Annotated in this window: 24 protein-coding genes, 1 tRNA gene and 1 pseudogene; 9 read left to right on the top strand and 17 right to left on the bottom strand. The window is 64.3% G+C overall.

Annotation, left to right across the window (positions count from 1 at the left end):
• The first annotated feature begins 3 nt into the window (after positions 1-3).
• The 4 genes from ACFWCK_RS09940 to ACFWCK_RS09925 all read left to right on the top strand — a co-directional run bounded on the left by ACFWCK_RS09940 (position 4) and on the right by ACFWCK_RS09925 (position 3742).
• Positions 4-1557, top strand: a complete 1554-nt coding sequence (locus ACFWCK_RS09940; RefSeq protein WP_378805665.1) for a S8 family serine peptidase — start codon at positions 4-6, stop codon at positions 1555-1557.
• Positions 1558-1646: 89 nt separating this feature from the next.
• On the top strand, positions 1647-3152 hold the full coding sequence (gene gltX, locus ACFWCK_RS09935) for a glutamate--tRNA ligase (protein WP_378805664.1): 1506 nt from the start codon (positions 1647-1649) through the stop codon (positions 3150-3152).
• A gap of 115 nt (positions 3153-3267) precedes the next feature.
• Positions 3268-3342: transfer RNA gene (locus ACFWCK_RS09930), tRNA-Gln, on the top strand.
• Positions 3343-3442: 100 nt separating this feature from the next.
• Positions 3443-3742 (top strand): hypothetical protein, encoded by a 300-nt coding sequence (locus ACFWCK_RS09925; RefSeq protein WP_378805663.1) that lies wholly within the window; start codon positions 3443-3445, stop codon positions 3740-3742.
• A gap of 411 nt (positions 3743-4153) precedes the next feature.
• Here the strand turns inward: ACFWCK_RS09925 and ACFWCK_RS09920 are convergent.
• The 13 genes and pseudogenes from ACFWCK_RS09920 to ACFWCK_RS09860 form a co-directional block, all read right to left on the bottom strand.
• A pseudogene (locus ACFWCK_RS09920) lies at positions 4154-5023 on the bottom strand (recombinase family protein); the annotation flags it as partial.
• A gap of 453 nt (positions 5024-5476) precedes the next feature.
• Positions 5477-6298 carry a hypothetical protein gene (locus ACFWCK_RS09915; protein ID WP_378805662.1) on the bottom strand — a complete coding sequence of 274 codons (822 nt, stop codon included), beginning with the start codon at positions 6296-6298 and terminating at the stop codon, positions 5477-5479.
• Entirely contained in the window at positions 6295-6597 is a 303-nt protein-coding gene (locus ACFWCK_RS09910; RefSeq protein WP_378805661.1) for a hypothetical protein, read from the bottom strand. Before ACFWCK_RS09910 ends, ACFWCK_RS09915 begins: the two co-directional genes overlap by 4 nt.
• A gap of 18 nt (positions 6598-6615) precedes the next feature.
• The gene (locus ACFWCK_RS09905) at positions 6616-7437 is read right to left on the bottom strand and encodes a replication-relaxation family protein (protein ID WP_378805973.1); all 822 of its coding nucleotides are present in this window, start codon (positions 7435-7437) and stop codon (positions 6616-6618) included.
• Positions 7438-7603: 166 nt separating this feature from the next.
• Positions 7604-9724 (bottom strand): type IV secretory system conjugative DNA transfer family protein, encoded by a 2121-nt coding sequence (locus ACFWCK_RS09900; protein WP_378805660.1) that lies wholly within the window; start codon positions 9722-9724, stop codon positions 7604-7606.
• Positions 9717-9920, bottom strand: coding sequence for a hypothetical protein (locus ACFWCK_RS09895; protein ID WP_378805659.1), 204 nt, complete (start codon positions 9918-9920; stop codon positions 9717-9719). The genes ACFWCK_RS09900 and ACFWCK_RS09895 overlap by 8 nt, the downstream gene beginning before the upstream one ends.
• Before the next feature lie 208 nt (positions 9921-10128).
• Positions 10129-10326, bottom strand: coding sequence for a hypothetical protein (locus ACFWCK_RS09890; RefSeq protein WP_378805657.1), 198 nt, complete (start codon positions 10324-10326; stop codon positions 10129-10131).
• Positions 10326-10946: an MT-A70 family methyltransferase gene (locus ACFWCK_RS09885; RefSeq protein ID WP_378805656.1), complete on the bottom strand. Its 621-nt coding sequence runs from the start codon at positions 10944-10946 to the stop codon at positions 10326-10328. Before ACFWCK_RS09885 ends, ACFWCK_RS09890 begins: the two co-directional genes overlap by 1 nt.
• 197 nt (positions 10947-11143) lie before the next feature.
• Positions 11144-11518 carry a hypothetical protein gene (locus ACFWCK_RS09880; RefSeq protein WP_378805654.1) on the bottom strand — a complete coding sequence of 125 codons (375 nt, stop codon included), beginning with the start codon at positions 11516-11518 and terminating at the stop codon, positions 11144-11146.
• A gap of 168 nt (positions 11519-11686) precedes the next feature.
• The gene (locus ACFWCK_RS09875) at positions 11687-12142 is read right to left on the bottom strand and encodes a hypothetical protein (protein ID WP_378805653.1); all 456 of its coding nucleotides are present in this window, start codon (positions 12140-12142) and stop codon (positions 11687-11689) included.
• Between the two features lie 142 nt (positions 12143-12284).
• A complete protein-coding gene (locus ACFWCK_RS09870; protein ID WP_378805651.1) occupies positions 12285-12551 on the bottom strand; it encodes a hypothetical protein in 267 nt (88 codons plus the stop codon).
• A 6-nt stretch (positions 12552-12557) separates the two neighbouring features.
• Complete coding sequence (locus tag ACFWCK_RS09865) at positions 12558-12872, bottom strand: hypothetical protein (protein ID WP_378805650.1); 315 nt, start codon at positions 12870-12872, stop codon at positions 12558-12560.
• Between the two features lie 2 nt (positions 12873-12874).
• Complete coding sequence (locus ACFWCK_RS09860) at positions 12875-13183, bottom strand: hypothetical protein (RefSeq protein ID WP_378805649.1); 309 nt, start codon at positions 13181-13183, stop codon at positions 12875-12877.
• Positions 13184-13370: 187 nt separating this feature from the next.
• Between ACFWCK_RS09860 and ACFWCK_RS09855 the strand changes: the two genes are divergently transcribed.
• Positions 13371-14861, top strand: a complete 1491-nt coding sequence (locus tag ACFWCK_RS09855) for a hypothetical protein (protein WP_378805647.1) — start codon at positions 13371-13373, stop codon at positions 14859-14861.
• A 211-nt stretch (positions 14862-15072) separates the two neighbouring features.
• Positions 15073-15330, top strand: coding sequence for a hypothetical protein (locus ACFWCK_RS09850; protein WP_378805646.1), 258 nt, complete (start codon positions 15073-15075; stop codon positions 15328-15330).
• A gap of 283 nt (positions 15331-15613) precedes the next feature.
• On the opposite strand, the gene ACFWCK_RS09845 is transcribed toward ACFWCK_RS09850, so the two are convergent.
• Entirely contained in the window at positions 15614-15898 is a 285-nt protein-coding gene (locus ACFWCK_RS09845) for a helix-turn-helix domain-containing protein (RefSeq protein WP_378805644.1), read from the bottom strand.
• A gap of 182 nt (positions 15899-16080) precedes the next feature.
• Here ACFWCK_RS09845 and ACFWCK_RS09840 point away from each other — a divergent pair, with 182 nt between their 5' ends.
• Together ACFWCK_RS09840 and ACFWCK_RS09835 are read left to right on the top strand one after the other, a co-directional pair.
• A complete protein-coding gene (locus tag ACFWCK_RS09840) occupies positions 16081-17247 on the top strand; it encodes a hypothetical protein (protein ID WP_378805643.1) in 1167 nt (388 codons plus the stop codon).
• A complete protein-coding gene (locus ACFWCK_RS09835; RefSeq protein ID WP_378805641.1) occupies positions 17240-17830 on the top strand; it encodes a hypothetical protein in 591 nt (196 codons plus the stop codon). Before ACFWCK_RS09840 ends, ACFWCK_RS09835 begins: the two co-directional genes overlap by 8 nt.
• A gap of 36 nt (positions 17831-17866) precedes the next feature.
• Here ACFWCK_RS09835 and ACFWCK_RS09830 read toward each other — a convergent pair whose 3' ends face one another.
• The gene (locus ACFWCK_RS09830; protein WP_378805640.1) at positions 17867-18130 is read right to left on the bottom strand and encodes a hypothetical protein; all 264 of its coding nucleotides are present in this window, start codon (positions 18128-18130) and stop codon (positions 17867-17869) included.
• Between the two features lie 403 nt (positions 18131-18533).
• Between ACFWCK_RS09830 and ACFWCK_RS09825 the strand changes: the two genes are divergently transcribed.
• The gene (locus tag ACFWCK_RS09825) at positions 18534-18992 is read left to right on the top strand and encodes a helix-turn-helix domain-containing protein (RefSeq protein WP_378805639.1); all 459 of its coding nucleotides are present in this window, start codon (positions 18534-18536) and stop codon (positions 18990-18992) included.
• A gap of 13 nt (positions 18993-19005) precedes the next feature.
• On the opposite strand, the gene ACFWCK_RS09820 is transcribed toward ACFWCK_RS09825, so the two are convergent.
• On the bottom strand, positions 19006-19581 hold the full coding sequence (locus ACFWCK_RS09820) for a prepilin-type N-terminal cleavage/methylation domain-containing protein (protein ID WP_378805637.1): 576 nt from the start codon (positions 19579-19581) through the stop codon (positions 19006-19008).
• 183 nt (positions 19582-19764) lie between these two features.
• Positions 19765-20391 (bottom strand): hypothetical protein, encoded by a 627-nt coding sequence (locus ACFWCK_RS09815; protein ID WP_378805636.1) that lies wholly within the window; start codon positions 20389-20391, stop codon positions 19765-19767.
• Positions 20392-20397: the final 6 nt, after the last annotated feature.

Raw genomic sequence — 20397 nt, 5'->3', positions numbered from 1 at the left:
GGCATGTCACATACCAGGACCCTCTTCGCCGCACTCGGCGTCACGGCGCTGGCGGGAGCGACCGCGCTCGCGCTCTCGCCGGTCTCATCCCCACCTCCGGCCGCGGCGACAGTCACGCCGTACGCGGCTCAGGCCCCCGACAGCGCGTTCACCTCGCAGGCCGACGCCGGTGGTGCGGCGATCGCGTGTCAGCGCCCTGCACCGGACAACCGCGTGTCGACGACGATCCACTGCTACACGCCGGATCAGCTGCGTGCGCACTACGGCCTGGGCCCGCTCGCCTCCAGCAACGACGGCGCCGGACAGACGATCGTTCTGGTGGACGCCTACGGCAGCCCGACCGCCGCGGACGACCTGAACTTCTTCGCGCAGACCTTCGGCGGCCCCGCGCCCGACTTCGAGGCGGTCTCCCCGCTCGGGACTCCCGACTACAAGAACCCGACAGGCAAGGGTGTCGGCCAGTCCGGACCGAATGCCGCCGCCGGCTGGGCCGGTGAGGCGAACCTCGATGTGCAGTGGGCGTACGCGATGGCACCGAAGGCGCACATCGTGCTGCTGTCCACCCCGCCGGCCGAGACGCAGGGAGTCCAGGGCGTTCCCAATCTGATGAAGGCGATCGACTGGGCGATCCAGAAGTACCCGTCGGGGACGGTGTTCTCGATGTCCTTCGGCACCGACGAGCAGACGTTCGGATCCGCCAATGCCGCGAAGTCGCAGTTCACGAAGTTCGACCAGACCTTCCAGCGCGGCCTCGCCAAGGGAGACACGTTCTTCGCTTCGTCCGGTGACAACGGATCCACCGGATTCACGAACGTGAAGCGTTCCACCACCGTGGGCACCACGCCCGAAGTCAGCTACCCGAACGTCTCGCCGTACGTGACCTCGGTCGGCGGCACTCAGGTGCAGGACGGCTGGACGTGGAACCCGACTCAGGACGTGCCGTATCTCGCGAGCGGCGCCCGCAACCCGGCGTACTGGGCATGGAACTCGGGCGGCAACACCGAGCCCGTGTGGAACGAGGGCGGACTGCAGATCGGCACGGGCGGGGGCCTGTCCACGATCTATCCGCGTCCGGCGTTCCAGGACAGTGTCTCCGGCGTCGTCGGCGGGGCGCGCGGCGTGCCGGACATCGCGTGGAACGCGGCGGTGAACGGCGGCGTGCTGGTCTACCACACGTACTTCCCGAGCACCGAGGGGCCCGCGGCCTGGGGCGTGTACGGCGGCACATCGGCGGCCTCGCCGCAGGCGGCCGCGGCGACCGCGATCGCTAACCAGGCCAGGGCGGCCGCGGGCAAGGGCCCGATCGGCGACCTGAACAAGGCGCTGTACAGCGCATCGTTCGACCACTTCGCGGCGTTCAACGACGTCGTGCCGCGCACCTACGGCACGACGCCGAGTGGAGTGCTCGACAGCAACCGGATGTGGGCACTCGCCGCCGACGGCTCGCTCACGCCGAACGCGGTGCCGGGCTACGCCACGACCGACGGCTACGACCTGACCACCGGATGGGGCGCCCCCATGGTCCCCGGGTACGTCGCACAGCTCGTCGCGCAGTGATTCCAGGATCCGGGGCCGGGCGGGGAACCTCCGTCCGGCCCCGGACCCTGCTCGGGCGCCGTGGTGCGCGGAACTAGAATCGAAGGGCTATGGCTACTCCCGATCCCCGCACCACGACCGCGTCCGGTGCTGACGTCCGCGTCCGTTTCTGCCCTTCGCCGACGGGTCTGCCGCATGTCGGCATGGTCCGCACCGCGCTGTACAACTGGGCGTACGCCCGGCACACCGGCGGCAAGATGGTGTTCCGCATCGAGGACACCGACGCCGCACGCGACAGCGAGGAGAGCTTCCGCCAGCTCGTCGACGCGCTGACCTGGCTCGAGATCGACTGGGACGAGGGCGTCGAGGTCGGCGGCCCGCACGAGCCCTACCGTCAGTCGCAGCGCGGTGAGATCTACCAGGGCGTGATCGAGAAGCTCAAGGCATCCGGTGCGGTGTACGAGAGCTACTCGACGGCGGAGGAGATCGACGCCCGCAACGAGGCGAACGGCCGCGCGAAGCAGCTCGGTTACGACAACTTCGACCGCGACCTCACCGAGGAGCAGCGCGCCGCGTTCCGCGCCGAGGGCCGTCAGCCCGCGCTCCGCCTGCGTGTGCCCGACGAGGACGTGACCTACGTCGACCTCATCCGCGGCGAGGTGACCTTCCCTGCCGGATCCTTCCCGGACTTCGTGGTCGTGCGCCCTAACGGCGCACCGCTCTACACGCTCGTGAACCCGGTCGACGACGCGCTCATGGGCATCACGCACGTGCTGCGCGGCGAGGACCTCATGCCGTCGACCGCGCGTCAGCTCGCCCTCTACGGCGCCCTCATCGACGCCGGCGTCACCACGTTCGTGCCGCGCTTCGCGCACATGCCGCTCGTGCTGGGGGAGACCGGCAACAAGAAGCTGAGCAAGCGCGACCCGCAGGCCGATCTGTTCCTGCACCGCGAGCGCGGCTTCATCCACGAGGGCCTGCTGAACTACCTGGCTCTGCTGGGCTGGTCGATCGGCCCCGACCGCGATGTCTTCTCGCTCGAGGAGTTCACCGCCGCCTTCGACATCGTGAACGTGAACCCGAACCCGGCCCGCTTCGACCAGAAGAAGGCCGAGTCGATCAACGGCGACCACATCCGCCAGCTCGAGCCGAAGGACTTCGCCGAGCGGATCCTGCCGTACCTGGCTGCCGCCGACGTGTTCGACGGGGAGCCGACGCACGAACAGCTCGTGCTGGCCTTCCGCGCCGCCCCTCTCGTGCAGGAGCGCGTGCAGCTGCTCGGCGAGGTGCCCGGCCTGCTCGGCTTCCTGTTCTCGGACCGGGTCTCGTACGACGAGGACGCGCTCAAGGGGCTGCCCGCGAACGCCGCCGAGGTGCTGCTGGCATCCGCCGCGGCGCTGGAGCCGCTCGACGCGTTCACGCCCGAGACGATCCAGGAGGCGCTGTCGGCGGCGCTGGTCGACGAGCTGGGCCTCAAGCCTCGCGTCGCCTACGGTCCGCCGCGCGTCGCCCTGAGCGGACGCCGGGTGTCGCCGCCGCTGTTCGAGTCGATGGAGCTGCTCGGCAAGGACGAGACCCTGCGCCGGCTCCGCGCGCTGGCCGAGTTCCTGGGCTGATCGGATTCCCGACCGGGGCGGGGGAGCGCGACGCGCGCGGGATCCCGCCCCGGTTTGGATCCCGGGATGAGCTCGGGTAAGCTTGACTCTCGGTGCGAGGCTCCGGTTTCGCCCTTGGGGTATGGTGTAATTGGCAACACGGCTGATTCTGGTTCAGTTGTTCTTGGTTCGAGTCCAGGTACCCCAGCCATACGGTTCTTACTCGAACCATGGTCAAATGAACCAGCTTTTGACTTCTCTGAACTCCCTGCCTTCGGGCGGGGAGTTCTTGCTTTCTGCTCGTCGAGCATGTGCTGGCCCTGAAGTTCGCGGACCTGGCGATTGGCCTGGTTGCGCTCGCCTGTGATCTGTACGCGGTTGTCCTCGACCCTGACGATCAGGCGGCTGAAGTACGCGGTAATGAGGTCACGGCGTACCGTGTCCGATGCTCGTTGATAAAGGTTGCCGGGCTCGCGGAGAAGGTCGATGTATGCGAGCGCAGTGTCGGCGCCGTACTGAAGCCTGTCGAGCGTCACGTCGAGTTGCTCCTTGATTGCTTCAGTCTGGAGCGTCGTACGTTCGATCCGTTCGCGGATCTTCGCAATCGGTAGGGTTCCCGTGGCGGCGAGTTCAATGAGCCGCTCTTCCTGAGCCTCGAGCTTTCGAAGCTGCTTCGTCAGCTGCGCCTTGGCATCGCGATCAGCGGCCAAGAGGTTGTTGATCGCGGCCTGTAGGTCGCCCCGGATGCTGTCGATCGTGTCGGGGTCAAGACGTTCGCCGGCCAAGACCGGCGTGATCTCGGCTTCGACCTGCTCGACGCGGAGCCAGGGGGTCTTACATTCGCCGCGCTGCTTGGCGGCGCAGACGAGGTACTCGTAGGTGCCGCCATTGCCAGCGTTCTGGCTATAGATCATGCGGCTGGTGTGTCCGGCATCGAGGCATTCCCCGCAGTAGATCATCCCCTTTAGGTAGTGGAAGTGGACGATGTCGCGGTCGCCTTTGCGGTTGCGGTGATCGAGGACTTCCTGCACTTTCAGGAAGGTCTCCTTCGACACAAGAGGCTCGTGTCGGCCTACGTAGAGCTGGCCCTTGTAGCGAATGACGCCGGTGTAGTACGGGTTGCGGAGGATCAGCGCGAGACGGCTCCGGCTCACTGCCTGCGCGGGGCGCGATGGTGACGGGCGGGTCGTCAGGCCACGTTCTTCGAGCATGCGCGTCATCTGCAGGATGGAGTACCTGCCCGTGGCGTACTGCTCGAAGGCCCAGGCGACGAGCGGGGCACGTTCGTAGTCGACGTCGATCGTGTTCACCAGCCGTCCGCTGAACTCCCTACGCACGTTGAGGTATCCGAGCTTGGCGCGCCCGACGGTGCCGCCCTGCTCGACCTTGTGGGCCATCTTGACCTTGACGTCCTCGCCGTTCATGCGGACTTGGACTTCATTCATGATGTCGGTGATGGCTTCCATGGCGTCCGCCATGTACCCCTCGCCGAACTCCTCTTTGGCGGAGACGAGCTTCACCCCCTTCTCGAGGAGCTGGCGCTTGGTGATCGCGGCGTCAGTGAAGTTTCGGAAGACGCGCGATCGCATGTAGATGACGACGTACTTCACCTCCGGGTGGTCGTCGATGTAGCGAAGTAGTTTCTTGAACTCGGTTCGCTTCGAGATGGTTTGGGCGGACTGACCGGGCTCGAGGAACTCCTTGGCGACAGTCGCTCTGAGCTCTCGCACTTTCCGGAGCGCCTCGACGCGCTGTGTGGCGATACTGTTGCCGTCCTCATCGATGTCGGCGGCGGTGTGCAATTGCCGTGGGGTTGAGACCCGTAGGTAGGTGACGGCATGCGCAACGGCGAGGCCGACATCTTCTCCTGCCGTGATTGTCGGTGAACCCATCAGGTGTTCGAGCCCGTCGAGGGAGTTGACAGGTAGTGACGGGTCGACCGATCCGGCGATTTCTAGGGTCATGGGCGGGGTACCTCCGTTTAGCTCCTCCGGATTAACCCTCTCTTCGGCCCCGAAGTCCAGTCCTTCCCGTGCTTCCACGGCAGGCTCAGGGAGGGTCACCGGGGTGGCATCGGCGATGTAGTTTTCACCTCGTTTGTCGGTGTTCCTCATGTCTTCCCTCCTCTCGTGTGGTTGTGCCGTCAGTCGCAACGCCACCCGCGATTACCCATGTCTGGATCTTCCTCGTCGTTCGTCGCTGAACGAGCGTCGTATCGGTCTTGGGCAAGCCGCAGTAGTGCTTGCGCGAGGTGGTGAAGGTCGATCTGATCGCGGTGTTCGGGCGTGATGCGGATGCGTCGATTGGTCTGGAGGCTGCCACCTCGACGCGGGGGCGAACGGCGGCTACTTGTAGAAGACATGGACGTGCGCCTTCCATTCGACGAGGTCGTAGGCCTCGCGGACGTGTTCGGCAACGAGTGCATAGTCGATCTCGATGGCACTGACCGGAAGCGCGCGCGATTCGGCTACTTCGCAGATGGTGCGCTCCAACTCATCGAGCTCCGCGAGGTCGCGCACGGCGTCCTCTAGGAAGACGTAGGTCTGGACGTAGTTCTCGTGAAAGCTCTCCATGAGCATCTCGGTGTTGGCATCGACGTCGGGGAGGGAGAGGTAGGCCTGAAGCGCTTCATCCTCGTCGAGGCGAAGGTTGGTGAGTTCCTCGCTGATACCGGCGACCTGGGCAGCATCGAGCGAGGCCGGCAGATGCACGGTGAAGGGCTGGTCGTGAACGCGGATCTCGGTGCGGACAAGCAGCCGATCGAGTTTCGGCCGCAGATGCTCGTTCATGTACTGGCGTCCGCTGCCGATGTTCTCCCGCTCGACGAGGTAGGTGCCGAGCCAGTCGATGAGTTCCTTGGTCACGCTGTCGGTTTCGTTGCTGCCGTAGAGATCGAGGTACTCGTCGCGGAGGTCTTCGTAGGTGCCTTCGCCGGTCCGGCCGAAGCCCGCCAGGCGCGACGATCGACCGAGGGCGCGGCCGAGGACATGCGCGATGCAGCGAGCTGTCTCGGGCGAAATTTCTCGGTGCTCCTGGCGGGCTTCGTTGATGCCCGCTGAGATCAGTTCGCCGAAGCGCCCGAGGGCGACGTCGAGACGTCGCCAGTCGGGGCTGGCTCGGTCGGCGGCTGGCCTGATCTCGGGTGTGCGTGGCTCCTGCTCGTTCATGACCGGTCCTCCGGACTGAGGAGGATGAAACGGCCGAGGGCATCGACCCAGCCCTCTCGTTCGATCGGGAGCCGCACGAGGTTGAGCTCGGCAAGAGCTGCCTCTCGGTCGAGCACGCCGGTGGACGCGAATGTGGCCAACGTGCTTCCGTCGCCGGAATGGACGGTCGCGGCGATGAGTCGAGCAAGCGTCTGGCTGCGCGCCTCGGGATCGAGCGTGAGGCCGAGTTCGATGAGTTCGCGAGCGCGGCCGGTTTCGTCCGGTGCTGCCGCAGTCGCGGCGAGTGGTGATGAGTTCATGAGTCGTCTCCTTTCGGATTAGGTGATGTTGTCGCCCTCGTACGGGGCGAGCTGTTCGAGAGCCTGCTCGTGGGTCGTGACCCAGTACAGGCCGGTGTCGAGAGCACGGTCGGCGGCTATCGCATTGCGAATCGCGCCGAGGCGCTTCGCTGTGGGCACGAGCCAGACGACGGCCGGGAAGAGCCCACGCGATTCCTGCTCGATGCCGGTGCGTTCGTACCGCTGGTACAGACGACACTTGCGGAGGATGGCGGGAAGGTGCTCGGTGCCGAGATCGACTTCGATGAACGAATGGGTCTCGGTGGTCGCGTCGGCGGTCGCGGCGAAGAGGTCGGGTTTGAGCGTCAAGGTCTCGCCACCTGCGCCGGTGAAGGTCAGCCAACAGGCGGGCTCTGAATCGAGTACAAGCAAGTCGAAGTAGCCAGCCGCTGCCCGCTCTCGAATGGCGACGGCGGTGTCGGCGACGGCGAGCGTGTGGTTGACGAAGGTCAGCCCCGGCTCGCTGTAGCGCCTTCTTACAGGGTCGCCGCGTTGGGTGCGGAGGAACCGTTCGCCTGCCGAGCCGAGATGCCAGATGGTCGAGGAGGAGCCGTGCTTGATGCCGCCGATGCGGCGCTCCAGCCGTGCAACCATTCCGAGGGCTTCGAGTCGGCTGAGGATGCGCGTGGTGCCGCGGGTTGCGGCGCCGGCACTGACGTGTTGGCCGAGCGGTTGAACCGGGAAGTGCAGTCGCTGAATCTGCCGGACGGTAAGGAGGCGATATTGCTCGAGATCCTCAAGGAGCGAGATGTCTCGATCGGTGAGGTGCTGATCGATGGCCGTTGTCCTGAAGGCGTTCATGAGCGGCACCCCGCGCTCCTGTGATCCGCCGCACGGCGGCGGGAGTCCCCTCCTGAAGGGGGCGGAAATGGCCAGAACAGGGGCCATCGGGGCGGCGGGTGTTCGTCGAGACCGGAAGGCCGAACGGAACACCGACGCGAATAGCTCCTCCAGATCACGAAGCGGCTCATGACTGCCTCGCCTTCTGATGCGAGCGTCGCAGTACGTCGCCCGATGCGGCGGGCTCATGAACTGCCTGCGGCTCAGGGAGGGCGCCGAACTGCTCCCGACTGGCTTCGCGAATCACGTCACCATGGCCCAGCGAGGGTGCCGGTGGAAGCACGGCTGCCGAGCACCACGGCGTCCGGATCGTCCCAGCGGTGAGACGCGCGTAGATCTGATGTCGCGGCAGACTCTCGAAGTCCGAGGCTGTCAGACTGGGGGCGCGCTTGGCCATAGACGCGGCGTCGTCAGCGTCGAGCGCGAAGCAGATCTTGGTTCCGGAATTGGCGTCGAGGCCGCTACGCATACCGGCCGGAAGCTGGTCCCGATACTGGTGCGCGACGTGGAGGCCGACACCGTAGGAACGGAAGACGCTCATGGCGTTCTCGACCGACGTGGGCAGATGCAGATAGTTCTGGACTTCATCGATGAAGACCATGCCCGGACGCTTCATCGGGTCCCTTTCCGCAGCCCGCTCCGTAGTCGCCAGGAACAGCTCGGCAACGACGAGGCTGCCAAGTAGTTTCGACGCGCCTTCACCGAGGAGTGCGTCGTTGAGCGGGACGAGCACGGTCTTGCGCTCGCGGAAGATGTCGCGGAGTCGGAAGCGCGGCTGCGACTGGCCGAGCACGCGAACCAGTGGCTTACGCAACACGATCTTTCGAAGCTTGTTGAGGCTCGGAGCGATGACGGCAGCGCGCTGCGCGGGCCGCATGTCCTCGTACTCGGCCCAAAATGCCGCCAGTGTCGGATCGTCTTGGACGGCCGCGACGACAGGACGGCGGAACGCGGCGTCGGTCAGGAGCGTCGGCAGATCGATCAGCGTGTAGGGGCGGGATCGCTTCTGGCCCGCTCTTGCCAATGAGAGGAGCGCCCCTTGGAGCAGGTACTCGGTGCGTGGCCCCCAGCCGTCGTGGAAGACAGCCCCGAGGGCGGCGAGGATGCCGTCAACGACGATGTCGGGATCGCGGTCGCCGGTATCGAGCGGATTGAAGCCGACGGGAGCGGTTCTGTCGGTGGCGTCGAGGAGCACGATCTGCCCAGCGGTCTCGGGCGGTGCCGTATCGAGGATGCGGTTCACCAGTTGGGCCTTCGGTTCGATGACGCAGCAGGCGCGACCGGCCGCTATGTCCGAGAGGATCAGGTGTTCGAGCAAGGTGGACTTGCCGGAGCCCGTTGGGCCGAGCGCCACGAGGTGCTGGAGGCGGCTCTGCGAGTCGATGCCGATCGGACGCTCCGGGCCGGGCGCAGTGCCTCGAGCGAAGACGGATGTCGTGCGACTGACAATCTCTGGCACAGGCAAAAACCTCGGGTGGAGGCCGGGCGTGCCCGGGTAGTCCCGGTCGCCGATCGGCCACCCCAGTAGCGGGACGAGCTCCTCGGCCGTCAGGCTGAACGCTGAGCGTGTGGCCGCCGTCTGGAAGCGGGCGGCGCTGTCGTAGTTGAGGCTGAGGCGCACGCCTGGCGTCTCAAGGAGTTGGAGCGCGCCGAAGACCTCCCAGGTGAGTGCAGCAACGCGCTTCTGCGAGTCGGCCGTTACCCCGATGCGCAGCGTCGCTGACAACCGTGGCGCCGCGGTGCGGCGCTCCATGCGCCTACGGGCATCGCTGGTTGCGAGGCGGACGCCGTCGAGCATGATCGACGCGAACTGCTGGAAGGGATCGGCCGCTTTGGGTGAGAGTGGTCGAGCGGCATGTGCCTGCCCGAGGATCAGCTGGAGAGCGACGTGCTCATCGCCGCGACGAGAAGCCAGCGCGTGGTAGAGCCCAGCGAGTGTCTCCTCGGCATTCGCCTCGAAGGGGACAGTCGCAGGGTGCGCCACGACTCGGCTCACGGCGGCCACGTCGGGCCGGGTGGCGGCCTCAAATACCAGCCCAGGGAGGTGCGCCCGGAGGAGGCGCTTCAGGCGTTGGACGGCCGTTGGCGCGCACCCGAGAAGGTGGGTCACGCCGTCCTCGTCGGCGTGCAATTCGAAGACGACCGGTCGCGGTACATCCGAACTCATCAGACGAGTCAGCAGCGACGAGACCACCTCAGGTTCGATAGGGCGCGGCAAATGCAGACGGGTGAAGACGACCTCAGGCATGGTTGCCTCCCTCGCCCGACTGGTCGGCGTCCTCCGGGGCACGGGAATCGGCTTCGCGGCGGGCCTGCTCGAGGCCGGCGGCGGTGATGATCTTGGCGATTGTCTCCGGGGGGACATCGAGGTTGAGCTCGTAGAACACCCAAACGCGGCGACCGCTGGTCTTGCGGTAACGGCGTGCTGAACGACGGTTCGTCATGCGACGACCTCCTTCCCACCACTGCTCCCCGAACAGGGATTACGGATTCGCATTGCAGACGCAGAAGGACGACGGGCTGGCCGATCGGCATAAGCCAAATCGACACAATGCGCCCCATTACGCACTCGAATAGTCCATTTGTCAAGTGCTTTTTCGCGCAGTTGTGAATTCCACAACGAAATGACAGGGGCAAACACGCTCATGCTTTTCATCGCCGACCCCACCAGTAGCGGTACGCGGTGACTCCGCACCACAACACAAGCGCGATGCCGAGCGCGAGCAGGAGCCAGCCCCAGATGTGAGCCAACAGCTCCAGCCCAAGCCAGAGCGCGACGATCCCACCGAGCAGGAACAGGCAGACGCGGAAGAAGCGCTCGGCGACGCCACGGGGTGAGTCGTCGGCCATCAGTCATCACCCGCTCCCGTGTCGGCGTTGGTCGTGCGGGTGAAGTCGCTCGGCACCGGGTAGCCCGGGATGGTGATGTCGCTTTCGATCTCGTTGCCCCAGACCGACCAGTCCTTGTGAGTGTTGGGGCGTTGCCGGGCAAAGAGCTCGAGGTAGGGGCCGTCGAGGATTCTCTCGATCAGCGGGATCATTTCGGCCGGCTTCGTCGAATGTGAGGTGCGCGGAAAGAGCAGCGTCGAGCGCTGCCCGCGGAACTTGAACGGCGCCTTGCCGCGCACGCCGTGGAGCAAGATCTCGTGGCTGCCGCGGAAGTAGTTGCCGAGGCCCATGTAGTACTTGTCCCAGACAGCGTTGGTCTTGTACTCGAAGCCCCACGCCTTCACGACGTCCAGCGCATCGGGTAGCGCGGCGTTGGTCGTCCAGAGCAGCAGCGTCGAGTTGTCGTCCATCAAGTCGGCAATTGGCATCGCCTTGATGTCCTCGATGGTCATCAGGGAGTAGTGCTGAGACGCGCCGCGCGCTCCCTGCTGGGCATGGGACCAGGGCGGGTCGGCATAACAGAGCTTGAACTTCTTCTGGCTTGAGAACGTCGCGTGGGCGCTCGGCTGGGTGCTGGTCATGTGAAAGAACTCCTTCCTCAAGCCCGACGATGAGGTCGGCGGGCATAGCGAGGATTGGTTATGCGCTCGTCGAGTGCGGTCGTCAATATTCCGGTCGCGAACGTGGCGAAAACCACAACGAGCGTGGATTGCGATTGGTTACGGCTCGGTGCCGTGCCCGCCGCCGAGGTGACTCGGGGCGACGGGCACGGCGGATCTCACGCCTCGGTGCAGATGGTCAGACGAACGCCGGCCAGCCTGAGCATCGCGTAGTGCTTCACGACCTCGTCGTCCGAGTCATGGGCATACACGGCACCCGAGATGTAGAGGCGCTGAACTGGCACGTTGTCGAGCGCCGCGAGCATGAGACTCAATCGCTCGTCCGAATCGACGCCGTCTGAGCAGGCGACGTACAGGATGCCGTTGAGTGCGAGTCCGTCTCGTACTACGCGATCGCACACGATCCGTTCCTGTTCCGTGACGCTCTGCCCGCCGAGGTCATCGGGGGCGACGTCCTCATCAATGCTGCGGACGAAGAGGATCGCGCCGACCGGCACCGCCTCCTGCTTCGTTGGTAGTGGTCTTGTGGTCATGTTCTCCTCCTTCGTGAGATCGGGCAGCGGCAAAGCTGCCTGTTAGTTGTGTTCCTTCGCGCGGCCGCGAAGGCCTATGACCGCCGCGTGCGACGTTCATCGCGCGGACGTCGGGCGCGACGGTGGTCTTGTGGGCGGAACTCGGATGCCGAGCCCCGCCCGGGGCACCTACTGTGAGCGGCGGTGAAAGACAGCGATCGTGTCGCTGAGGTCGATCACTTGCAGCCCGTGCCCGCGCAGGTGGCGCTGGACGGTCTCGTCACCGATGGCGAGGAGATCCGCGAACGACCGTCCCGTCTTCTGCTCGCGCGTCGTGATCCAGCGACCCCGCCGATAGACGAACTCGGCGATGAATCGCCCGCAGGCGTCCCAGTTCTCGAACGTGTTGATGTAGGCGCGGTCGAACTGCTCGATCAGTGACGCACCCGCGAAGTCGACAGGTTCGCAGTACAGGGCGAATGCGGCGACGACCATCGGGTCGTGCTCGTCCATCAGGGCGGACAGCTCGGTCAGACGTGCAGGACGCAGCGTGAACGATATGAGCCTGACCATGGCCTTCTGCGCCTCGGTCAACGGGTCACCGTCGTGGCGGCAGCCTGCGCAGTGATGGGTGTTGGTGTTCATGGGTTTCCTCCTTCCAGGGATGAGTTGATGTCCGGGCCTGACAGCGCGACGGCGGTCAGCAGTGCCCGCCTTGGGCCTCCGGGGCGACGCAAGCCGCGATCTTCGGGCGATGTCATCGCCCCGGAGGAACTGGGGGAAGCCGCTATCGGTCGTCGTCGGGCACCGTGCCGGTCGCGAGGTACGACGTGCGGACGAGTTCCCGCCGGGCATCGTGGGCGTCCATGCTCAGCGCCGACGCCAGCTGGAAGATCGTCGCGCGCAGCTCCTCCTGCTTGCGGTCGAGTTCGGCCTCGATGGCCATGCGGTGCTGCTTCCGGCGCTCCGGAATCCACTCCATCAGCCATTCACCTCCTTCGATCAGTAGGAACACGAGGCCCGCTGCGAGGAAGCAGGCGAACATCAGTCCCATCGGAGATCACCCCCACCGGCGGATCGCGGTGGCCGCACCGATGGTGTAGCTGTCGACGATCTCGCGGTAGCGAGCTTCGCCGAGCGGTGCCACCGTGATGAGGTGCTGCTCGAGGGCAGTCAGGGCGCTGGCGTGTTCGAGAGCGGTGTTGGTGAGGAGGGCGCGGCCGTCCTCGACGAACTTGGCGACGACGGCGCGGGACTGAACCCGCTCGACCTCGCGGCGGGTCTGCCGCTCGATACCCATCGACAGGCCGCCGAAGCCGCTGCTCGGGGCGACCGAGGTGTTGCTCGCTGGGAGCAGCTGGTTGTTGGCGTTCATGATCACTTTCCTTCCGTGGTGTTGCTCGTGCGGCGGATGCGCCGGACGAGCGGGTTGTCAGTCGAGACAATCCCGACCTTGAGGTAGTTCGCGAGATCGTCGATCTCGCCGGCCAACGCGGTGGCCTCGACCAGCAGTTGCGGCGACGCAGCCAACAGGTCGAGCTCCTCGCGCAGGGCCCGGGTCGCTCGCAGGAGCGAAGAGCGGGCGTCCTGGAGCGTGAGGCGGATGAACGCTCCGGCCCCGTAGGGCTGATCGTCGCGGCGATCGAAACGGGAGCTATCGCCATGCGGCGGGCTGGTTGCAGACATGGTCTTGTCCTTCTTTGGCGGTGACCGCTGGTCGGCTGACGAGCGGTGAACTCCGATGCGGGATGAACATCGACGCCCGATTGGGAGCTCACTTGCGAGCGTATGAATCGCCAAACGTGAAGTCCGGAGAGAACCGAGAGCAAGGCTGGGAAGACCGGAATCGGTACCCTGGGGTATGCACGATGACGTGACCGTGACACAGCTCATGAGAGAGCTCGACGCCATCCACCAGCGCAGCATCCCCGCCATTGACCGGAACCGGGGCAACCAACAGCGGGTGAAGCTTCCCCTGCTCGATGAGATGATCTCTGTCACGTCGTGGCGTGCCGAAGGCCGCCCTGAGGCCGTTCGGCACGTCCTCCAAGCGAGCCTCGGCTATGTCGATGATCCGCGCACGAAGAGCGCACTACGTGTTCTCTTCGACCTCGATGACCAAGGCAGAGACAAGACGGAGCGCCGCGACCTGGCGGCAGACATTCTGCGGCTCCCGCCCTACGCGGATGACGACACCAGGAAGCTCGCTTTCGGCGACGCGAGGGCCGTGTTCGCGCGAGCGATCCTGTCAGCCCGAGAACGGCTGTTCATGTCGAAACCTGCACCAGACCTGCTCAACGCCAGCGACGATCAGCTACCCCGAAGCGTGCTTATGCCGCTGGTCGAGCTCCGTACGCTGACACAGGGCCGTGGGGTTTCTGTAGAGCGTGTCGATAGTGAAGCGCCGGCCATCTGCACGCTCCCGGGAACTCACGACCAGTACAGGCGCGGCACGCACCAGTCCCTCCCGGCAGCGGCCATTGCGTTCATTGAGTGCGCGACCAACCAACCCGCCATGTATAGCGACCGCGCGGGCATGCTGGCGTTCGCGGTGCTGAACCTCGCGAACCGCTCGCTCAGCTACCGAGAACGCCGCCAGAGATGGATCGACTATGAACTCGACGAGGAAGACGAAGACTTCGATGAGCTTGAACGCCGCGCTCTGACTCGACTCGCCGTCGTCATGTCGAATCTGACGCATTCGCCGTGTGCGGGTGAGGACGACCAGAAGGAGTCGATCGAGGATGCGGAACTCCTTCTGGCGTTTCTGCTCCGACTCCGCAACCCTGTCGGTGTAGCCGCGCACGTATTGCCGCGAATCGAAGAGGTTCTGCGCGGCGTTGCCCGTCGGGGAAGTGAGCCGCAGAGAAGTGCTCGCTGGCCCATCGATGAATGGTTCATCTCGCTAATGGGGTCGATCGGAGTCCAGTTCGACTTCTTCTGCCTGCAATACCGGGAGTACGTGAACGACGTCGATGAGCTACTCCCTTCCAGAACGGTGCTGGCCTATCTTGACTATGCCGTCCGATACAGCGATGACCCGTTCGGCTGGAAGTTGGAGTCTGAACGCTGGATTGAGCACTACTTCAAGGAAGCGAACCTCGCCAGCAAGCTCCACTCCGACGACCCGCACGAGGTATGGGGCAAAGTTGTCTACCTCTGGGACAACGCGCTTGACAATAGCTTGCGTCTGCTGGCTCAGCTGCTCGCCTACAACGAGACCTTTGACTACTGGCCCATGGTCTCCGAGATTGGCCCCGCCGACGAAGACTATGTCCCTAGGTATCCGATGATCCCGGTCGGTGAACTTGAGCCCGCAACTGACGATGCACTACATGCCCGCCGAGACCGTGAAAGCGAGTGATGTCACCTATCACTATTGACAATCATTATCAATAGTGATATAAATAGACGCGAATCTGGTTGAGCTTGTGCTCCCGGATTCGCACTTGCCGTTTTCCGCCTTGTTCAGGCTGCCGATGTCCGTTCCGACAGAACGCGCCTCGGTCGCCTGAATACTCGGAGGACCCCGCCCCGATCTCCGGAAGAGATCGCTATGGACGGGAGTCCGAAGCATGTCATCCCAACCGTTGGAACCCGACGAAGAGGTCACCGATGACAACGACGATGTCATCGAGTGGGTTCAATGCGGCGTCCAGGAGCTCGAAGAGTCCCCGGAAGCAGCGTCCCTGAACGACGAGGAGCATTCGCGGCGTGTGGCGGACATTGTGCTGAACGGTGTCACGCGCATGAAGGAGCCGAAGCGGTCCAGGGTCCTCGCCTACCTCAAGGTCATGCTGGAGGAGGAGCTGCGGAGAGCGGGGCAGAGATGACCATCGAGCCGCAACTCATGGAGTCCGCTGAGTCGAGACCGTGACGGTCCGACAACGGTATTGCCGCGCGGCGGGCAATGTGCGTCTAACGAACCGAAACGCTTGCAACTCGCTCTGCGTCGTTGGTTCCGCTTTGAACGGAGCGCTGCGCCAAGAGAAATAGGCAGCCAGAACCGCACCACCCATGGGGCCTTACGTCATCACGACGCGAGGCCCCTCTTCATATCCTCACGATGGATCTCACGAGAGAGGACGGCTTGGCCGCCGAGTGCGAGAAGCCTGCCTAGCGTCCATCCGTCAAATCGGGTGTCGTCTCCGGCAGGAGGTCCACAAGCCCGATCTCGAGCACCTGCGCGAGCGCCAGCAGCGTCCGCAGCGTCGGGTTGGCCGGCGTCCCTGGCTTCGATTCACCCTTCTCGAACTTGTGATAGGTGTAGCCCGAGATCCCTGCGGCGTGCGCCACTCGTTCTTGGCTGAGTCCGCGGGCATCCCGGGCGCGGGCGAGGTTGGTTCCGAGCTCTCGGGCGTAGTCCGCCCAGGACGGCTGTTCCTGCGTTGAAGTGGCCATCGTCCCAGGCTTTGCGCGCCCGTTCCCACGTATGCACATACACGTATGGGATTTTGGCCGGAGGTATGGCAATCTACGTATGACCACACCAAGTTGTGCGCGCGCTGAGAACGCTCACCCTCCAGGGGAGGAGCGGCCGGGACCCGCGCACGACAGCACCTGTGCACGAGGGGACACACGCGATGCGCGCAACCGCCGATCCAACAACGCCCAAAGTCAGAGTGAGGATTCCTCGACCAATCCGGCGCGCTGGAGCGCTCCTCGCGGCGGCCGCTGCCCTGACGATCGGCCTCACTGCGTGCTCGGCACCGTCTGCGAAACCTGTAGATGAGGCGGCTGCTCGGAAGACGCCCGCCGCCGCGAGCTCGTCGCCGTCCTCCAATTCGGCAAGTGCTCCCGAGGGCACGGTTGGCAGCGACCTCTCGCTCATCGACGTCTGCACGTGGATCAACAACCAGAAGACGACGCGGAGCTTCGGTACGGACATGGTCAACGCCAGCGGACGTCCCCGGGAGATTCTGCAGCGCGGCGGTGTGCAGTCAGTCTCCTGTGAGGTTGCCGGCCAAGGTCCGACGGGCTATGTGAAGGTCGCCGACGTCGTTCTCGTAAGCGGCGGTGTCACGATCAAGGACGGCAACGCTCCCGGTGGAACTCACAAGACGATTGCTGACCGCGATGTTATCGAGGGCGCTGGCGTAGGCGGAGCCTCGGCAGCGGTGCAACTGAGCCCGGACGTAACCCTCAGCATCATCGCGCCGGAGCGCTCCAGCTCAAGCGAGAACGTCGACGATTCACTGACCGCCAGCGTGGTGCCGCTCCTCATCAAGCTCGCGAAGTCTTGGGATGCGAAAGACGTGCCTGCCTTCAAAGCGGGCACCTTCGAGGACCCACTCGCCCTCTGTAAGAAGGCCGATCTCATCACCGCGCTTCAGACGGCGCCATTGCCGGATGGACGCACGGCGGCGCTCTACGCCGAAGGCCGCGCCCATCTCGACCCAGGCGACCAGTCGCCACTGCAGGGCGAGATCTTCTGCGGCACCGCTGGCTTCGATGGGTCGGTGGCGAGCACCTGGCCGTGGCAGGCCCCCTTCCCGCAGGAGCGGAACTACCTCCTGGTGCACTTCTCCCAGTACCCGGACACGTCCACTGCCGAGACCGTGGCCCCGAAGGTCAACGGAACCGCGACCGGGGCATGGGTTGTCGGCGCCGCCTACGACGACACTGCTGTTCCGGCCGATCAGCAGACCTCCGAGATGAGGTCGTTTGCCGACAACCTCGAGCAGAAGGCCACCAGCGCTGTCAGCGGCCTGACGATGCAATCCACGTGGACGGGAGTAACCGGTGACTGAGCCCACATCGTTGATTATCACGGACGGATCGACGCCGACTAGGACGCGGAAATCACGCCCGTTCGTCGCAGCACTCGGCGTCACTGCGCTGCTGGTGACCGGAGGTGTGATGTCTGGTTGCTCGTCGCTTTCCTCGGCGGGCGGAGGTGACGATGGCGGAACCTCTGCCAGCGACAGCACGCCTTCAGCTGAAACCGAGGGCGAAGGCAGCTCAATGGGTCCTGCCTGCTCGATCTTCGACAGCGCAGCCGCGCAGGACCCATCGGCAAGCAACTTCCAGAAGGTCGATACCGCGAGCCTCACGACCGCGGTTGGCGTGACGCTTCCCACGAAAGCCGATTGCGGCTTTCAGTTCACGCAGGGCGATGGCTCGAAGGTGATCGAGCTGGTCTGGGAGAGTGGAGACGTCAACGCACTTGATGCTGCAGTGCGGGCAGCTGGTTACGCGGGCGAGCCGTGGTCTGACAAGTACGGCGCCAAGAACATGTACACCGGCCCGGGTGGGCTGGTCTGGGTCCACAGTGGTCTCTGGATTCAGAAGGACATGCCGCTGAGCGCGGCCATGTTCACGTTCCCCGGCTGAACTTGAGCAGTTCGCGCGACAGGTTGATCGCTGTGGTCAGCGTGGTGCTGCGACGCGGATCGCAAGGCCTGCGGCGATGAGCTCATCAACGGCAGCTCGAAGATCAGCCTCTTCCTCGTACGCGTCATCAAACGGGTTGACTGGCTTCCCCTGCTCGGCGACGAGCAACGCAAGAAGACCCTTCGCGATGAGGGACAGGCTCGGATCGGAGAGGACGTGGTCTGGGATGACGGCATCCGTCAGATCTTCATGCACGGGCCAGAGACCGGTCGCGGCGATCCAGTCCGAGTTCGTCGTCATGAGTTCACCGTAACGGGGCTGTTGCCTCAGCACGTTGTATGGAGAGGATCAAGGAGTGGAACCGACCGGCGGCGAGGACGCTCGCAGCACGATCCAGCTGAATGAAAAACAGCAGGCGGTGCTCGCGTGGATCGTCGAAGGCTGCCCAGATGGCGTCTACCCGGACGACAACTACAGCCACCGCCTGTCAGCTCGGGCATTGAGAACGCGGGGGCTGATCGAAATCAGCGGGCATGGCAAGTCTTGGCGCGCGACTCCAACGGAGCGTGGCCGACGATGGCCGGCGGCGACTGAAGAGGACGCTCGCGAACGAGCGCGTCTCAGCCGAACGGCTATGGAGATCGACGTCGGACAGGGCGTCGCGAGGGCCGAGACGGGTGCACTCGGACGGGCGCTACAACGGATGCCCCGAAAGAAGGCGGACAAGAAGCCGCTACCCGTCAAGAAGGTCAACAAGCAGGAGACGTATATGCGCTACAAGGTCGTGGTCACGCGGGTGCAGGTCGCTGAGAAGTGGGTACGCGCCACGGACGAGGACGACGCTGCTCGCAAGGTGCAGGAGGAGTTCGCCAAGCCGTACTCCTACTTCGGCAACTGGGAGACAAAGGCATCGGAGGTCGAGATCATCGAAGCCGAGCAGACCACAGTGATCCACCCCAGCAAGCTGTCCGAGTCCGGCCCGATGCTCCTGAGCCTCAAGGACGCGGCCGCTGCACTCGGCATCCCGTACTCGGCGCTCTACGAGCTCACGAATCGCGGTGACATCGAGTACACGAAGATGGGCTCACGGAAGTACATCCAGCGGGCATCGCTGATGAACTTCATTGCAACGAACACGCATCGCGGGTACTACCCAGGGTGATATCGGTCGATATTTACTGTGGCTCGTGTAGGTACAGTTTGCAGGTTCCGAACTTGTTCGCCGAATCATAGAACTTGGTGCCACGGCCGCACGTCTGATCCGTTGTGATGTAGTACATGAGTGATACTTCATCGTTGTTGCCCGGACGGCCATTTGATGCGTAGTAGAGTACGCCCCGCTGCTGAATGGTCATCCCATATACGGTGAATTTGATGGTGGGGAAAGGGCTCGAGGCAACGTTGATGTACTCCTTGAGCATGGTGCCTATTTCGGCATTTGCGGTGTAGCCAAGATTACTTCCATTGTTGAGGATGCACTCCCCAGTAGCGAATCCATCTCCGGCGGGGAACTCTGGTCCAAGGCAGGTCGAAACCGCAGTCGACCCGCTTGGGACTGGGTAACTCCCGTGCGTTTGCTCGTATATGCGGATCGCTTTCTCCCAGGCGTCAATAGCCGAAATGCGTTGCGACGCTTGCGCTCGATCGGTTATGCCAATGTAGGCAACTGTTGCAATCGAGGCGAGAATTGCGATTACAACAATGACGACTAAGAGTTCGACGATCGTGAAGCCTGGGCTGGCCCTGAACACCCCTCCTCGACGCGTAGAAGACCCATCGCCTCGCTGGAAGGTGGATGTCGAATCAGGACCGGTGCAGGACTCGCAAAATGCCATAGCTTGCGCATGACTATGAACCATAAGCAGGTTGTTGCCAATACCTCCACCGTTGTAGAAATCTCTACGACAGCGTGCGATACCGAGACGGTGCCCGAGCTACGCAGCGGCGTCGAAGATCTTGCGTTGGATGCGTAGACGCTCTCGGAGGTCGACGATCAGGTCGCCTTCGATTGGGGCCGCCACGTCGTTCGGGCCTGCAGCTTCTACTTTGTTGGCCTCGGCCAGCTTCCGCGTGTAGTCGGCGACGACGTGCACCAGCGCCTCGGCCTGCTCTGGAGAGAACTCGATCGTGAGGCTGCCGCCATCGGCAGCTGACCGCACATCCTCGAGTGCCGTGATCAGTCGGTCAATCGTTTCGCCATCGAGATCACCGGTCTGAATCGACTCCAGGTAGGCAGTGAGTGCCTCGTTGTAGGCAGCGACGGGTGCAGGTACCGCGGGCTGCTCCTTGGGCTTGCCTTTCTTGGCGGACCACACAGCGATGCCTCCGGCTGCGGCAAGGACGACGATCCCGAGCCCGATGAGCACCTTGGGGTTCTTCAGCGCCGCCATGGCCTGCATAGCATCCGGCGTTTGGTCTGGCATCGGAAGCGGTACTTCCTTCAGGTGCGTGATGATTTTGGTGCTATCGCGAACGACGCTACCGAAGCGCATGTACTCACCAGACATCAGTCCAGCGAGAATCGAGTCGGGGATGTCGTAGGCGACCGGAACGACGGTCACGAGGGA

This window comes from Microbacterium sp. NPDC060117 (genome assembly GCF_042729315.1).
In the GTDB taxonomy this organism is placed as follows: Bacteria; Actinomycetota; Actinomycetes; order Actinomycetales; family Microbacteriaceae; genus Microbacterium.
Note: the sequence above shows the minus strand (reverse complement) of the source record. Positions and strands in the feature narration are given on the sequence as shown.